Here is a 14,916-nt window from a genome sequence, read left to right as displayed (position 1 = left end):
TTGCGGGCGGTTGGCCCGATTCCACCCCTCGAACTCACTGTCGAGATCCGGCTACCGTCCGTACACTGACAAGTTGCAGGCATGCGGGCAGTGTTGACCGGGGGGGAGCCGCCATGTCCGAGCAACCGCACGGCACCGCGTACGGATACGGATACGGATTCGTCATCCCGCCCATGCCCTCCACCCCGCCGCCCGCGCCGCCGGACGGGCTGCGCGCGGCGGCGGTGGGGCTGCTCAACCTCAGTGGCCTCGGCCTCGGTTACGCGCTGACCCGCCGCTGGGTGCTCATGGTCGTGTGCTGGTTCGCGACCGGCCTCCTGCTGCTGGTGGCACTGCCCGCGGACCCAGACGGCGTGCCCATGGGCCTGGTGGTCGTCTACCTCGCCCTCCTCCTGGCAGCGGCCGTCCACGGCGCCGTGGTCGGCCTGCGCACCCGGCTGGTGTGGCCCGCGGCCGCTCCCCTGGCGATCGCCCTCGGACTGGTGCTGCTGGCCGTACCGGTCAGCGGCGTCGTGCTGTACGACATGGCCCGCGACGAGGCCAACGAGCAGGCGCTCCTTGACCGGCTCGACCAGGCCGACCGGCTCGTGCGGGCCGGCGGGAGCAGACCCTTCGACGCGGCCCAGTCCGACTACCGCAAGGCCCTGCGCGAGTACCGGGACATCAGATCCGGCCACCCCGACTCCCGGGCCGCAGGTCGGGTACCCGACCGCCTGAAGACCTACTACACCACCGTCGGCGCCGCCTACGAGCAGCAGGACTACTGTGCGGCGATACCGGCACTGACGTACCTGCGCACGGTCCCGGACACCGTGGACAAGCCGACGCTCGGCGCGCTCGCCCAGTGGCCCGACGACCGCCTGGCCGCCTCCCTCTACGAGTGCGGGGCGCAGCGACTGGGCGACGAGGACGCCGGCTGGACGGAGAACTTCGGCGACCTCCTGGGCACCTTCCCCGATTCCGAGCAGGCCGCGAAGGTCGCACCCGCCGTCGACTCGGCCGTGGACAAGGCCGCGAAGGACGTGAGCGGCTCCGACCCCTGCCCCGCCGTCGACCGGCTGCGCACCCTCGGCACCCAGGCCGGGGGCCTGAACGCGGGCGCCGGGGACGTCGGCGACGCCGTCGCCGCCTCCGCCGCCCGGGCCGGGAGGAGCGCCGACTCGGGGGTGTACGCCTGCGGGGTCGACCAGTACAGGGACGGCGACTTCGGCGAGGCGCGGAAGACGATGAACACGTTCGTCGCCGACAACAAGAGCGCGAAGAACCGGGCGCTGGCCAAGAAGTTCGCCATCGCGGCGGAGGTCGCGGACGAGATCCCCGCGGCGGGCAAGCGCCTGCCCACGCTGGCCTCCGGCGGCAGCATCTCGGTCACGATCAAGAACGACAGCCCCAACCCGATCACGGTGCTCTACACCGGGCCGGTGACCGGCAGCCTCACGCTCAAGGCCTGCCGCAGCTGCACCTCGTACTCCCTCCTGACGCCCACCCTGTCGGGGTTCAAGCCCTGCCAGGACAGCGGCACGAACTACCCCCAGCGCACCATCCGCCTGCCCGTCGGCACCACGTACTTCCTGCACAAGTCGACGTCGTCCGACGGATCGAGCCCGGCGTCCGACAAGGCCACCCTCAAGCCCGGCTACATCTACACCGAGTGCGCCTACACGACGAAGTCCTTCGGCTTCTGACCGGCCACCGCCCGCCCTCGTCCGCCCTCGTCCGCGTCGTCAGTCCGAACCGCCGCCTCCGCCGCCGCAACCGAAGCCGCCGGAGTGGTCGGTGTGGCCGGAGTGGCCGGAGTGGCCGGCACCGCCGTCGGCGCCGTGGCCCGCGTCGCCGTCGGGGTAGTCGGCGCGCCAGCGCAGGAACTCGTGCCTGCCGAACGGGAACAGGCCCTCGTCCGCGACCGCTCCCCGGCCGATCAGTCCCGCCTCAGCGGTGAAGGCCGGGACGAGCGCGGTCAGCGCCGGGTCGCCGTAGAGGGCGACCGCGAGCAGGATGTCCTCCTCCGCGAGCCCTGCGGGACCCTGCGGCATCGGCGTACCGCGCCGCAGGTCCGCCAGATACCGGCGGGCGGCCCGGGTCGGACTGACCCGCACCAGGCGCAGCAGCCCCACCCCGGCCAGTTCGGCCCGCATCCGGGACAGCGCCTTGCGCACGACCGCGCGCCCGAGCAGTTCCCTGATCCCGGCCGGCCGGTACAGCCCGACGCGTATCGCCTTCTCCAGCGGGTGGCGGTGCGGCGGCGGATCCGCCTGCTCCGGGGAGACCTCCCGGCGCAGGGTGCCCGGCCGGCCGGACTCCACGGCGCCGCGCAGGTGCAGCGCCACCACGGCGACCGTCACGGCGGCTCGCGGGCCCCCGCGCAGCAGCGCGATCTCGTGCGGTTCCAGCCGGACCGCCGTTCCCTCGTCCATGGCACCACCCCCGTGTGTGTGCCGGGTACGTGCCCATCGGCGGGGGTGGTCGAAGCCTGCCGGGGCGGGGTTCAGAGGGCGATTTGAGGGTGCCGTAGCGGGCGTACGGCCGGTGGTGTAGGCGCGGCCGGCGGCCCTCCACCGGTACGAGGCGGGACGGCCGGGGCTGATGATGCGTGTGTAAGGAAATGTGCCGGGGGAATTGCCTTGGGGCGCTCCCCTACGGCAGGCTGTCGCTCCAGTCAGGCCCTGTCATCCGCACACCCGTACGTACACGCGTACGGGGCACCGGAGTTGGCCGGTGGTCGCCCGTGGGCGGTCCGAGCCGGCGGGAGGGGCACGATCGCGTCCGGGAGATCACCGAACGGGCCACGCTGGAAGGAAACCGTGTGAGCCGGATCTCGGTCCGGGGGATCGCGGTGGCTTCGGCCACGGCGGTCACCTCCGTGGGCGCCGTCGTCGGTGTCGCCTCGAGCAGCCAGGCGAGTGAGCAGCCCTTCGCCGCCTCCGAAGTCGACACCGTCCTGTCGGACATACCCGCCGGCCAGCGGGTCCAGCAGGCGTCCCTGACGCAGCAGGTGCAGGCGCAGTCCGACGCCGCCGACATCGGCACCAGGAAGTCCGCGGAGCAGGCCGCCCGCAAGCAGGCCGCCAAGGACGCCACCGCCCGCAAGGCGGCGGAGGAGAAGGCGGAGGCCGACCGCAAGGCCAAGGCCGCCGCCCGCGCCGCGCTGGTCGTGAAGGCCTCGTACACCGTCGCCGAGGTCCAGGCCATGGCCCAGGCGATCATCGGCGACGCCTCGCAGTACCAGTGCTTCTCCAACATCGTCACCCACGAGAGCGGCTGGAACTACACCGCGACCAACTCCTCCTCCGGCGCCTACGGCCTCGTCCAGGCCCTGCCCGGCTCCAAGATGGCCTCCGCGGGCGCCGACTGGCGCACCAACCCCGGCACCCAGATCAGGTGGGGCCTCAAGTACATGGACAGCCGCTACGGCAGCCCCTGCGGCGCCTGGTCGTTCTGGCAGGCCAACAACTGGTACTAGGTTCCGCCGTGGCGACCATGGCCCTGTCGGTGACGATCTACCCCCGGTTCATTGTTCCGCCAGGTCAGCGCACCGATGCTCCGGTCCGGTGGGCGCCGGCGCCCGCTGCGCGCCGGTCCTCACGGTGCGAGGACGCCGAGGCGGTCGGCCGCCTCGATCACCTCACCGAGCAGCCCGAGCCATTGGTCCACGTCGGCGGCCTGCAGGCCCACGTCGAGCCCGAGGCCCTGGCCGCCGGCGAGGTACACCTGGGTCACACCGCTCTCGCGGGCGGCCGCGAGGTCTTCGGCGATCTGCCGGGGTGATCCGCCGAGGAAGGGCCGGCCCTCCCCGATCGGCTCACGGGTGACCGGGGTCGGCCAGGGCACCTGGTTGACCACCATGAGGTCCCCGGGGTCGCGGCCCGCCTCCCGGGCGGCGTCATGGAGCGTGGACACGATGCCGCGCAGTTCCTCCGCCGAGGAGGCGATCGGGATCACGCCGTCCGCGATCCGTCCGGCGCGCTTCACGGCGGCCGGCGCGTTCGCGGCCAGCAGCACCGGGATGCGGCCTGGACCGGCTTGGGGTTCACCTGAGACGGCGCGATCCGGTAGAACTCGCCCTCGTGCCCGACCGGGTCCGGGCCCCACGCGGACCGCATCGCCGGCCACCACCGCGGTCTTGTCGTCGAGCAACGGGGAGATCAGCGGACCGATCGAGCGCGCCGAGAGCAGCCCCACCGCTGTCGTCCTCGGCAAACTGGCCGCCGCGTTCCAGGTCTCCGTCTCCGCCCTGCTCACCCCGGCCGAGGCCACCGGGGTGCACCGGGTGGCCGACGCCACGGAATGGCGCGATCCCGTCACCGGATACCGCAGGCGCCAGATCACCGGGCCGAACTTCCCCGCCGACATCGCAGAGGTCCACCTGCCCCCCGGGGCCCGCGTGCCGTATCCGGCAGCGTCCCTGGCCTTCCAACGAGAGGCCGTCTGGGTGCTCGACGGCAGGCTGACCTTCCACGAAGGCGATGTGGTGCACGAACTCAACCCGGGCGACTCGATCGAAGTCGACGAACCCGTCCCGTGCGTGTTCGCCAACACCAGCGATGCCGAGTGCCGCTACGCGATCATCCTCACCCGGGTCGAAAGGCCGTGAGCCTTTCCCCGTGGCCGGACGGTCAGGTCGCGGGCGGGATGCGGGCCGTCGTCATCGCCCTGGCGGTCATCGCCGTCGCCACGCGGGCCTCCAGGGTCGGCAGGCTGGGGTCGGTGAAGCGCCGGCTGCCTTCGGAGGTGGTCACCGCGCCGCCGATGACCGGCCAGTTGTCGTCGTACGGGTCGTCGCCGGTCGCGGGGAACTGACAGGCCACAGGCCACAGTTCGACGCTGACGGCGTGATCGCTCAACAGCACCGCCGCACGGTGTCACAGCGCAGCCGGGTTACCGCCGCATGCGTGCCGCAAGCTCCGTGACCGCCAGGAGCCGGTCCTCGGTGAGGCGACGCACGTCCCAGATGAGCTCGGCCACGCCGGCAGTGCTCGACGTCGCGGCCGGGGACACGTCGGGCAGTGCGACGCCGGTCAACGCCGCCAGGTCGTCGGAGGGCACGTCGAGGACGGCGCAGAAGTCGGCGAGGAGACCGGCGGTCAGCGGGACGGTGCCGCGGCCCACCCCGCCGTACGTGACCGCGGACCAGCAGCGGCCCGTGACCAGGAAGAACGTCTTGGCCGTGGCCATCCACCCGAGGTTGCGGTTGCGTGCCAGGCCCATGAGGACGGCGCCGGGGCCGTCCGGGTACCGCTCGTGCGGCGGCGGCGCGGGGAAGGGCACCGCGCGCTCCTGCGGCGGCAGTGAGGCCACGTACCGGCGCAGGACGGTTCGCTGCCGGAACGGGAGGGCGACGGCGTGCCGGACGAGATTCGGAACGTGACGTCCGGCCTTCGGGTCGACCGGAGCGAGGTCGCCGGGTACGTCGACGCCTGCGATGACGAAGAGGTCCGGCGTGTGCAGCCCGAGCGTGGGCGCGAGCCGCCGGAGCATGGACGGGGTGGGCGGTCCGGACTCGCCGACGGCGCCCGCCGGCCGCCGGTGCGCCGTCAGCCGTTCCAGCAGCACCGCGAAGGGCTCACCTGCCACCGTGCTCCCCGCCTGCTCGGGGGCCGCGGGCAGGCCGCCCGCGGCGGGGAGGTCGGGATGGAGGTCGGGGTCCACGCGCCCAGTGTGGCGTCACCGCGCCGCGCGAGGAACACCGGGACGGCCCGGACGACTCCGGACGACCCCGGCCGGTGCGCGCCGGGCCGGGGTCGTGAGGTGGGGGTGGCGGTCAGCGCAGCGACGCGGGCAGGTCCTCGCGGTGGACGATGCCCATGCGCTGGGTGGCGCGGGTCAGGGCCACGTACAGGTCGCTGGTGCCGAACCGTGCCGGTTCCACGACCAGGACGTGGTCGAATTCGAGCCCCTTGGCCTCGCGGGGGCCGAGCAGCACCACGGGCAGGGTGAGGTCGGGCTCGGCGCCGGCCGTGACCCCGTCGAGCGGGGCGGCGATCTCCTCGTGCAGCGCGCGCGGCGCGATCACCGCGAGGCGCCCCTCGTCGGGGGTCAGTTCCGCGACCGCCCGCGCCACCGCGCCGGCCAGGTCCGCGCCGGCGTGCCGCGTCCACGGCTTCTCGCCGGTGGAACGCACCGACCGGGGCGGCTCGAAGGCGGGGTCCTCGATGCGTACGACCTGCGCGGCCAGGTCCATGATCTCCGCGGGCGTACGGTAGTTGACGCCCAGCCGCACGTGCTCGAAGCGATCGCCGACGTACGGCTCGAGGATCTTCTCCCAGGAGCCGACGCCCGCCTCCTCCGAGGTCTGCGCCGGATCGCCGACCAGGGTCAGCGAGCGGGTCGGGGACCGTCGCATCAGCAGGCGCCACGCCATCGGCGACAGCTCCTGCGCCTCGTCGACGATGATGTGCCCGAACGCCCACGTACGGTCGGCGGCGGCCCGCTCGGCGGCGCTGCGGTGGTCGGCCTCCTCCTGCCGGTCGGCCATCCGCTCGGCGTCGATGATGTCGTGGGCGGCCAGGACCTCGGACTCCGCGTCCTCGAACTCGTACGACTCCGAACCGCGCGACACCTCCAGGACGCCCTGCGCGTAGGCGATCTGCTCCTGGCGTTCGGCCTCGGCCGCGGCCCGCGCGGCGCTGTCGTCGACGCCGAGGAGTTCGGCCGCCTCGTCCAGGAGCGGCACGTCGGCCGGGGTCCACTCGCCCTCGCCCGGGGCGCGGCGGATCGCCCGGGCGTCCTCGTCCGGCAGGTACGCCGGCTCGGCGAGGTAGCCGGTGAGGAACTCCTGCGGGGTGAGCATCGGCCACAGCTCGGCCACGGCGGCCCGCACCCCCGCGCTGGCGGCGACGCCCTTGCCGAGCTGAGCGAGGTCGTCCGGGCCGAGGAAGTTGGGGCCGCCGTACGGGTCCGCGCCGATGCGGTCGGCGAGCTGCGCGGTGAGGGCGTCGATGACGTGGAACGCGAAGTACGGCCGGGCGAGGTTGTGCGGCAGGCGCGTCTCGCGGGCGGCGTCCCGGGCCTGGTAGGCGATCTCCCAGTCCAGGACGAGTTCGCCGTCGTCGTGCGGGATGACGATCGGCGCACCGGGCTCGGGCAGCACCTGGCGGTCGCGCAGGGCGAGGGCGAGCGCCTCGGCCATGTCCGCGGCGCCCTTGACGGCCGCCGCGCGCGGGGTGTCGGTGCCGCGGGCGTGGACGCCGGGGAAGAGTTCGGCCTGCGTGGCGAGCATGACGCCGGTCTCGCCGAGGGCGGGCAGCACCTCGCCGATGTAGCGGAGGAAGGCCGGGTTGGGGCCCACGATCAGGACCGCGCGCTTGGCCAGCAGCTCACGGTGCTCGTACAGCAGGAAGGCCGCCCGGTGCAGCGCGACCGCGGTCTTGCCGGTGCCGGGGCCGCCCTCGACGACGAGGACGCCGCGGTGCGGGGCGCGGATGATGCGGTCCTGGTCGGCCTGGATGGTCCGCACGATGTCGGCCATGCGGCCGGTGCGGGCCGAGTTGAGGGCGGCGAGCAGCACGGCGTCGCCGGTGCGGTCCTCGAAGCCGCTGCGGTCGTCGTCCTCGAGGTCGAGGATCTCGTCGTGCAGCTCGGTGACCCGGCGGCCCTCGGTGGTGATGTGCCTGCGCCGGCGCAGACCCATGGGCGTGTGCCCGGTGGCGACGTAGAACGGCCGGGCGACCGGTGCGCGCCAGTCGATCAGGAGCGGGGTGTGGTCGGTGTCGTCCTCACGGATCCCGATGCGGCCGATGTGGTGCGCGGCACCGTCCTGGAGGTCGATCCGGCCGAAGCACAGCGAGCCGTCGACCGCGTTGAGGGCCGCCAGCAGACCGGAACGCTCGGCGACGAGGACGTCACGTTCGAGACGGGCCTGCATGCCGTTGCCCACCGGGGTCAGCGCGTCCTCGACGCGCCGGGTGGCGACCCCGCGCAGCGTGTCGACCCGCTCGTAGAGCCGGTCGATGAATTCCTGCTCCTTCTGCAGTTCGACTCTTTCGCGAGTTGACACATTCGCTCCCTGTCGGATATGGTGATTCCAGTGGCCCCCGGTGAGGGGCCGTTTCTGTGCGCGCACAGAAACACTCAATATACGTGAGGAAATCCCCGTACCGCAATTGCGTACGGGGATTTCCTGCGTTCGGGGCGGGGCCTGGGCCTCGGCGCTGCGGCGGTGCCGGGGCGGTACCGGGACGATGCCGGGACGCCCCTCCGGCGGGCTCCGGCGCGGGCGCGAAAAAGAAAAGGAAAGGAGCTCGCCCACTCCAATCCGTTCCCAACGTATAGCGCACCGGGGGGCTTGCGGCAAGCCCCTGGGAGTGCCGCAGAATCGCCCGCCGTAACCGGAATTCAGGGCGTGGGGAGGCATGAAGTGCGTGCGCTGTTGTCGACGTACGGGCCACGGGGGGACGTCGAACCGCTGGTGGCGACCGGGACGCCGCCGGCCGGGGCCGGCGCGGTGACCGGCACCCGGGAGCTGTGGGATCCGGACGGGCGGGCTCACCCCGCCCCGGGACCGGGGCGGGGTGCCCCTATGATCAACGCCCGCTGGACGAACGATCGAAGCGGGGGACGGACGATGACCTACCGGCGTGCGGCGATACCGGTCCTGACCGGGGGATTGCTGCTCACGGCGCTGTTGTGGTGGGCGGGGTCGAGCGCGCACGCGCTGAACCTGCCGGGCACCGTCGACGTGATCGGCGGCCGGGCGGCCGCGGAACTCGGCACGTGGCTGACCCCCTGGTCGTACGACCCGCCGGGCTGGGGGCAGCCCTTCGGCGCGCCGACGGGCGGCACCGACTACCTCACGCTGTACAGGACCGGGCTGCAGATCCGGTTCGCCGCGGTCTTCGCGTTCTTCGTGCCCGGGGCGCTGCTCCTGCTGCGCAGACTGCCCCCGGTGCACGGCCGGTGGCCCGCCACGCTGCTCGCGGTGTGGGCGTGGGGCCTGGTGGCCGGAACGCTGGCGGTCACCGTCTCCGCGCCGTGGCTGATCGCCTCGCACGGGCACGGCAGCTACCGCTTCCTGCCCCAGCTGGCCTCGGTGATCACCACCGGGCGGCAGGCCGTCGCGGTGGCCGCGCTGCTCGCGGCGGTGGTGACGGTGCTCACGGCGCGCATCACGGCCAAGGGCGCGGACCCGCTCCCCCAGGCGGCCGTCCCGGCGCGTGCGGGCCGTCTGGCCGCGACCGTCGGGACGGCGGTGGTCGCGGTGTCCCTGGTGGTGCTCTCGTACCAGTCGGTCGCCGCCGCCCTCCAGACCTACTCCCCCGGCATCGGCCTGCTCTCCGAGCCGGGCGACCTGCTGCGCCAGTGGCTGCTCCTGGGCGCCTGGACGACCCCGTCCGGCGGCGCGCTGACCGACTGGCTCCTGGCCCGCGCCGCCGACGTGCTGCTGCTCGCCGTGGTCTGGTGGATGCTGCGGCGGCTGCCCGTACTGCTGACACGGGCCACGTTCCCCGCCATGGCGGTCGGCGCGGTCTGCGCGACCGTCCTCGGGCTGATCACCTCGCAGTTGCTGCGGGTCGCCGTGGACGGGGCGGGCCTGCACTGGGGGCTGCTGTACCTCTCCGCCAGCCTGGGCATCGGGGTCCCGGCCGCGCTGACCTTCGGCCTGGCGGCGGGTGTGGCGGCCGCCACCACCCTCCGGGTCGCCGAGCGCCGCGCGGCGGGGGGTGCCTGACACCATGGCCGACCACCACGTCGCCGCCCTGGCGTATCTGTCCTGGAATCCCTCCGCGCCGGCGGACGTCCTGCTGCGGCTGCTCACACACGACGACCAGGCGATCAGGCGGAACGTCGCCCAACGCCGAGGTCTTCCGCCGGGGGTGGTCGACGCGATCGTGACCGACCCCGACCCGGAACTGCGGATCGAATTCGCCACGAGCGCGAACGCGGACCCCGCCCAGCGGGCCCGCCTACTCGACGATCCGTCGCGCAGGGTCGTCATGGCCCTGGCCATCGGCCCGACGCCGTACAGGAAACCCGTGGAGCCCCTGCCCGACCGGGCGTACGAACGACTCCTCGCCCACCCGGACGGGCGGATCCGCTGCGAGACCGTCACCTCGCACGCCGTGCCCGGCCACCTCCTGGCGGGACTGGCGGACCGTCCGGACGGCCCCCTGCGCCAGGCGGCCTGCCGCGCGTGGGACTCCCTCACCGACGACACCAAGGAGGCGCTGCTCCACGACGACGACCTCGACGTGCGACGCACCGCCGCAATGCGCGTCTGCCATCAGGACGCAGAACGCACGGCCTGGCTCGTGGAGAGCCTCGCGGACTCCTGGCTCCAGAAGACGGTGCTCCGCCACGGGAAGCTGAGCCGCGAACTCGCCGAACGCCTGGTCACCGACGACCACCCGGGGTCCGTCGCCGCCAACCCCTCCCTCCCCCCGGACCTCGTCGCGCGGTTGGCCACCCACCCGGATCCACACGTACGGCTGGTCGTCTCCGCCAGGCCGGAACTGACGGAGCGGGAACGCGCGGCCGTCGACTACACCGTGGGCCCCGAGGACCGCCTGGACGTGCTGGACTGGGTGTGGGAGGCCCGGGACGACCCGGAGGTCCTGCGGCGATGTGCGACCTCCGCGCACACGTGGCTGCGCCGCAGCGCCGCCGTGTGCCCTGGCCTGGAGCCCGAGTACGTCGAACTGCTCTCCCGGGACGAGGACTTCGCCGTGCGGCTCCTGCTGTGCGAGTTCCACCCGGAGCCGCCGCCGGAAACCCTGCTGGACCTCTACCTCAACGGCACCCACCGCGCGGTCATGATGTTCGCCTCCCACCTGCGGTTCCCCGCCGCGGGCCTCGCGGAGCGGTTCGCGGACTCGACGGACCCCGAGGAACGTCGTCTCGCCTTGACCGACCCGGACCTGCCCGTGGAGACCCTGGAGGAGTTCGCCCGCGACCCCGACCGGCGCTGGGCGGCGGCCCGTCACCCGCGGCTGCCCGTACCGCTGATCCGCGAACTGCTCGACGACCCCGACACGACCCATCTCGCCGCCGGCAACCCCGGTCTGCCCGCCGAGGACATGCACCGGCTCCTGGACGGCGCCGGGGTCTCCGACTAGCCGGACAACGCCCTTGGCGACCGGGCGGTACGCCCGGTCGCCAAGGGGGACTTCACTGCGGCCGCCTGGGAAGCGGAGCTAGAGCGCGCCGCGCTTCACCCTGCGGAGCAGGAGGAATCCCGCGATCGCCAGGACCGCTCCGAGGCCGGCCGGCCACAGGTTGGTCCCGGTGTCGGCCAGACCGCCGTTGATCGCCTGCTGGTTGGCCTGTCCCGCGGGGCTCGGGGCGAACCCGCCGGGGGCGGGGGACTGCCCGGGCGCCGTCGACTGCTGTCCGCCCTGCTCCTCGCCCTGCTGCCCGCCCTGCTGCTCTCCGTGGTGCTCGTGGCCGCCGGCGGGCGGGTTGGCGGTGTCGTCCTGGCCCGCCGTAGGCGTGGTGTCGGCCTTGGGCGTCACTGTGACGGGAGCGTCGGGGGTGTTGTCGCCTCCGTTCTGGTCGTCGTCCGGGGTGTCGGCCGGGGGTTCTTCGGCGCCGGGGTTGTCGTTGCCCCCATTGCCGGGCTCCTCCGCGCCGGGGTTGTCGTTGCCCCCGTTGCCGGGCTCCTCCGCACCGGGGTCGTCGTTCCCGCCGTTGCCGGGCTCCTCCGCACCGGGGTCGTCGTTCCCGCCGTTGCCGGGCTCCTCCGCACCGTCGTCGCCGGCGCCGCAGGTGCGGCCCTGGTTGATGCAGTCGGCCACCTCCTGCATCAGGCCCTCGTCGAAGATGTTGATGAAGTCGCCGTGGTCGGTGATCGGCTTGTGCAGGTTCTCGGGGAAGGAGTCCACCGCGAACAACGGCACCGTCTTGCCGCCGTCCTGGACGCTCGGCGCCTGGACGTCGTACACGATCCGCTGGACGAGCTGCGGGATGGCCTTGAAGCCCTGCGGGCAGTTGCCGCCCGCGTCGGCGAAGGCCACGTGGGTGCGGTGGTTGGCGCTGTCGACGTTCTGGCCGTCCCAGCAGCTCTGGAACCGGAAGGTGCGGACCACGTCGCTGCCGTCGGGGCAGAGCGGGTACTTGTCCTTCAGCTGCCGGTCCTCCAGACCCGTGCAGCTCCAGGAGGCGTTGGCGTTGGCCGGCCCGTTGACGAAGGCCTTGGCGTCGCCCGTGATGATGCGCAGCAGGCGCGGCATGGGCGTGACCTTGCTGACGGGGTTGCCGACGAACGTGAGCGTGACCTCCTTGGGCGTCACGATCTTCCCGGCGTTGCCCTCGGTGCCGCCGCCGGGCGCCCCGGCGTCCCGCTCCACGGTGCCGTCCTGCACGCGCAGCACGGGCCAGTAGTACGACGACTTGTCGCCCTGGTCCTTGCAGCTGGTCTCCGCCTTGGCGAGGTCGTCGATGGTGGCGAGTCCGTTGTTGGACTGGTTGCCGATGTAGTCGTGGAAGTGGTGGGCGCCGTTGGTCACTCCGGGGGCGACGATGATGTTGTCGGAGTTGAACAGACCGCCTGCGTTGACACCGCATTCGGACGAGAACGTGCCGGAAGAGGCGTCCGACGGCTGCGGGCCGCGCGGCGCGTTCGGGTTCACGCTCATGATGTCGGCGAAGTCCGCCACGACGGGGCCGTTGCCGCCCTGGCCGCCGCCCTGCCCGGCCGGGGCGCCCTGGTCGCCCTGACCGTTCTGGCCGCCGTCACCCGTGGACGGCTGCGGGCTGCCCTCCTGGCCCTCCTGGCCCTGCTGGCCTTCCTGGCCCTGCTGGCCCTCCTGGCCCTGCTGGCCTTCCTGGGCATCGGTGGAGCGGACCGTACACCCCGCGAGGCCCTCGACACCCTGCGGGGGGTCCCCCACACGGTCGATGGCCTGCAGGATGCGCGCGATCGTCGCGGCGCGCTTGTCCTTCAGCGGGCCCAGGACCGCGTTGTCCACGAAACCGGGGTCCTGCTGCTGGGCTGCCGACGTCTCCTTCAGCCTCTGGTAGGCCTCGGCTATCTGCTGGTCCAGAAGGGCGAGTTCCTTGTCGACGTCCTCCTTCGCCTGCTCGGGCACGGAGGTGAGCTCCGTGCCGACGTCCGGACAGTCGACCGTGATCGCCTGGCCCGCGGAGGTCGTCTGGGCCGTCTGACCCGACGAGTCCCCCTCGGTCGCCGAGGCGAACACGTTCGCCGTTACCAGGACACCGCCTCCCAGCATCAGGGCGACGGCTACAAAGGTGCCGCTACGTGTGCCGGTAGCACGTCTGCGCGAATTGCGTACCAAGGAAACCCTCCTGCGCGCCTGATGATTGGCGGCCTGAACACGACAAGCCGTCCACACATACGGACACCACCCCCGGAGTGTTCAACCGCCCCAGGAATTCACAGGAGTTACTGGTCAAGGCCGTGGCCGCCCGGGCCGGGCCCGGTGGCGTCACGCCACCGGGCCCGGCCGGCGGGAGCGCCTCACCAGGTGTGGGCCACGTCGATCACCAGGCGGTCGGAGAGTTGGAACACCCGGAACGGCAGCCGGGCCCGCACACCGAGGCCCACCTGCGTGTCACCCTCGAAGCTCGACGCGAACCTCGCGTCCCGGAAGGTGCGGTAGCCGGTCAGGTCGACGCCCGGCAGCGTCCGCCCCGCCCGGCCCGGGTACGTCGCGGCGCCGGTCTGCGGGTCGTACGAGGGGGCGGCCACCCGGATCTCGATGATCGCCCCGCCGGAGACCGGTATGACCCGCCCCGAGCCGTCCTGGTGGACGGCGTCGACGTACTGCACGGTGTAGCCGATCGCGTCGGTGCCGGCGGTGGGCACGTCGAACACCACACGGTCGTAGCACTCGTGGCTGCCGGTCCTGATGTCGGTCAGTGACCCGAGGTCGGCGTCCGTCCCGGACTTCGGGAGGCTGCCCCAGCCCGTCGGGCACGCCGCCGCGGGCGCCGCGGCCACCGCGGGCGCCGCCACGGCCACCCCCGCACCCGCCATCACCAGGGCGGCCAGCACCACCCCGTATCGTTTCGCACGCATGGTTCCCCCTTGCATTGCGGCTCTTGCTTCCTTTCCATGTACGACATGCCGGGCAAGGGTTTGGTTGTGCCGCGACGCCCGGAACGCACCGTCTGCCCGACGGTCCATGGGCCCGCCGTCTCCCGTCAGCCGCCGGCGCTGGGGAACGCCGTCTTCAGGGCCTGCGTGACCGTGGTGAGGGTGGCGTCCGACGGTTCGCGCAGGCACACGTCGATGCGCACCTCGAAGGGCTTGCCGTACGCCGCCGAGCGGCCGTAACCCCAGGCGAGGATCTCCGTGTCGCCCCGCACTGTTTGGCAGCTCTTGCCGGCGGGTGCCGGCTCGCTCATCCGGAGGGGCTTCGCCAGGTCGGCCTTGCCCGTCGCGGCGGTCCGGAACGTCATCAGCACCCCGTCCTCGCCGAGTTCCTCCAGCGGCTCGCAGGCGGGCAGCGCGTCCTCCGCCAGGTCGGGGCAGGAGTCGCGTGGCGGGAGGCTCAGGGACTGCGAGGAGACGAAGCCCGTCGCCGTGCCGCGATCGTCGACGGACAGGCCGTGCCAGGTCCGCGGCACCCGCAGCGTCAGTCCGGTGCCGCTCAGGAGGCGGACCGTCGTGCGGTCCCCCGTGGCTCCCGGCGACGGCGTCGCGGCGGGGAGGGCGTGCCGCTGTCCCGGCGCGTCGGCCGGCGTCCGTGCCTCACCCGGTGGCCGCAGCCCCGGTACGAAGGTCACGCAGCCCACGACGGCGGCCACCGCCGTGGCCGCGCCGGCGACTGCCGCGCGGCGCCGCCTGCGCCGCCGCACACGCCACCTGATCCGCGTCATGCGGTCGGCGGGGCCGGCGGTCTGCGGCACCGCGTCGTGCAGGAGGCGGCGCAGCGCCTGTTCCGTCTCGTGCCACTGCTCGTCAGGCGCGGCGCGCATGGTCCTCACTCCCCTCCACGGGACGGCCGCCCGGCCCCGACT

13 protein-coding genes are annotated in these 14,916 nt (G+C 73.2%); 5 read left to right on the top strand and 8 right to left on the bottom strand.

The window, feature by feature from the left end; translation table 11 throughout:
* Positions 1–113 precede the first annotated feature (113 nt).
* A complete protein-coding gene (locus OG937_37205) occupies positions 114–1,685 on the top strand; it encodes a hypothetical protein (GenBank protein ID WUD76941.1) in 1,572 nt (523 codons plus the stop codon).
* 39 nt (positions 1,686–1,724) lie between these two features.
* Here the strand turns inward: OG937_37205 and OG937_37200 are convergent, their stop codons facing one another.
* Complete coding sequence (locus OG937_37200; protein WUD79008.1) at positions 1,725–2,489, bottom strand: TIGR04222 domain-containing membrane protein; 765 nt, start codon at positions 2,487–2,489, stop codon at positions 1,725–1,727.
* A 314-nt stretch (positions 2,490–2,803) separates the two neighbouring features.
* Between OG937_37200 and OG937_37195 the strand changes: the two genes are divergently transcribed.
* The gene (locus tag OG937_37195; protein WUD76940.1) at positions 2,804–3,460 is read left to right on the top strand and encodes a lytic transglycosylase domain-containing protein; all 657 of its coding nucleotides are present in this window, start codon (positions 2,804–2,806) and stop codon (positions 3,458–3,460) included.
* Between the two features lie 119 nt (positions 3,461–3,579).
* Here OG937_37195 and OG937_37190 read toward each other — a convergent pair whose 3' ends face one another.
* Positions 3,580–4,089, bottom strand: a complete 510-nt coding sequence (locus OG937_37190) for an LLM class flavin-dependent oxidoreductase (protein ID WUD79007.1) — start codon at positions 4,087–4,089, stop codon at positions 3,580–3,582.
* Positions 4,090–4,120: 31 nt separating this feature from the next.
* Between OG937_37190 and OG937_37185 the strand changes: the two genes are divergently transcribed.
* The gene (locus OG937_37185; protein WUD76939.1) at positions 4,121–4,591 is read left to right on the top strand and encodes a cupin domain-containing protein; all 471 of its coding nucleotides are present in this window, start codon (positions 4,121–4,123) and stop codon (positions 4,589–4,591) included.
* Between the two features lie 22 nt (positions 4,592–4,613).
* On the opposite strand, the gene OG937_37180 is transcribed toward OG937_37185, so the two are convergent.
* The 3 genes from OG937_37180 to OG937_37170 all read right to left on the bottom strand — a co-directional run bounded on the left by OG937_37180 (position 4,614) and on the right by OG937_37170 (position 7,969).
* The gene (locus OG937_37180) at positions 4,614–4,847 is read right to left on the bottom strand and encodes a hypothetical protein (GenBank protein WUD76938.1); all 234 of its coding nucleotides are present in this window, start codon (positions 4,845–4,847) and stop codon (positions 4,614–4,616) included.
* 28 nt (positions 4,848–4,875) lie between these two features.
* On the bottom strand, positions 4,876–5,646 hold the full coding sequence (locus OG937_37175; GenBank protein WUD76937.1) for a hypothetical protein: 771 nt from the start codon (positions 5,644–5,646) through the stop codon (positions 4,876–4,878).
* Positions 5,647–5,758: 112 nt separating this feature from the next.
* On the bottom strand, positions 5,759–7,969 hold the full coding sequence (locus OG937_37170; protein WUD79006.1) for an AAA family ATPase: 2,211 nt from the start codon (positions 7,967–7,969) through the stop codon (positions 5,759–5,761).
* A 591-nt stretch (positions 7,970–8,560) separates the two neighbouring features.
* Here OG937_37170 and OG937_37165 point away from each other — a divergent pair.
* Positions 8,561–9,664: a hypothetical protein gene (locus OG937_37165; protein ID WUD76936.1), complete on the top strand. Its 1,104-nt coding sequence runs from the start codon at positions 8,561–8,563 to the stop codon at positions 9,662–9,664.
* A gap of 4 nt (positions 9,665–9,668) precedes the next feature.
* Positions 9,669–11,048, top strand: a complete 1,380-nt coding sequence (locus tag OG937_37160) for a hypothetical protein (GenBank protein WUD76935.1) — start codon at positions 9,669–9,671, stop codon at positions 11,046–11,048.
* A 78-nt stretch (positions 11,049–11,126) separates the two neighbouring features.
* Here the strand turns inward: OG937_37160 and OG937_37155 are convergent, their stop codons facing one another.
* The 3 genes from OG937_37155 to OG937_37145 form a co-directional block, all read right to left on the bottom strand.
* Positions 11,127–13,163 carry a DUF1996 domain-containing protein gene (locus OG937_37155; protein ID WUD76934.1) on the bottom strand — a complete coding sequence of 679 codons (2,037 nt, stop codon included), beginning with the start codon at positions 13,161–13,163 and terminating at the stop codon, positions 11,127–11,129.
* Positions 13,164–13,411: 248 nt separating this feature from the next.
* Positions 13,412–13,972, bottom strand: a complete 561-nt coding sequence (locus tag OG937_37150; protein ID WUD76933.1) for a hypothetical protein — start codon at positions 13,970–13,972, stop codon at positions 13,412–13,414.
* 125 nt (positions 13,973–14,097) lie between these two features.
* Entirely contained in the window at positions 14,098–14,874 is a 777-nt protein-coding gene (locus OG937_37145; GenBank protein ID WUD76932.1) for a hypothetical protein, read from the bottom strand.
* Between the last annotated feature and the right edge of the window lie 42 nt (positions 14,875–14,916).

This window comes from Streptomyces sp. NBC_00510 (assembly GCA_036013505.1).
GTDB lineage: Bacteria > Actinomycetota > Actinomycetes > Streptomycetales > Streptomycetaceae > Actinacidiphila.
The sequence above is the reverse complement of the archived record's forward strand: the minus strand, read 5'-3'. Positions and strand labels throughout refer to the sequence as shown.

What these genes read in the sequence shown, in the direction of transcription:
- OG937_37160 (WUD76935.1), top strand. Translation starts at nt 9,669, where the DNA reads ATGGCCGACCACCACGTCGCCGCCCTGGCGTATCTGTCCTGGAATCCC.
- OG937_37150 (WUD76933.1), bottom strand. Translation starts at nt 13,972, where the DNA reads ATGCGTGCGAAACGATACGGGGTGGTGCTGGCCGCCCTGGTGATGGCG.
- OG937_37155 (WUD76934.1), bottom strand. Translation starts at nt 13,163, where the DNA reads ATGCTGGGAGGCGGTGTCCTGGTAACGGCGAACGTGTTCGCCTCGGCG.
- OG937_37165 (WUD76936.1), top strand. Translation starts at nt 8,561, where the DNA reads ATGACCTACCGGCGTGCGGCGATACCGGTCCTGACCGGGGGATTGCTG.
- OG937_37145 (WUD76932.1), bottom strand. Translation starts at nt 14,874, where the DNA reads ATGCGCGCCGCGCCTGACGAGCAGTGGCACGAGACGGAACAGGCGCTG.
- OG937_37205 (WUD76941.1), top strand. Translation starts at nt 114, where the DNA reads ATGTCCGAGCAACCGCACGGCACCGCGTACGGATACGGATACGGATTC.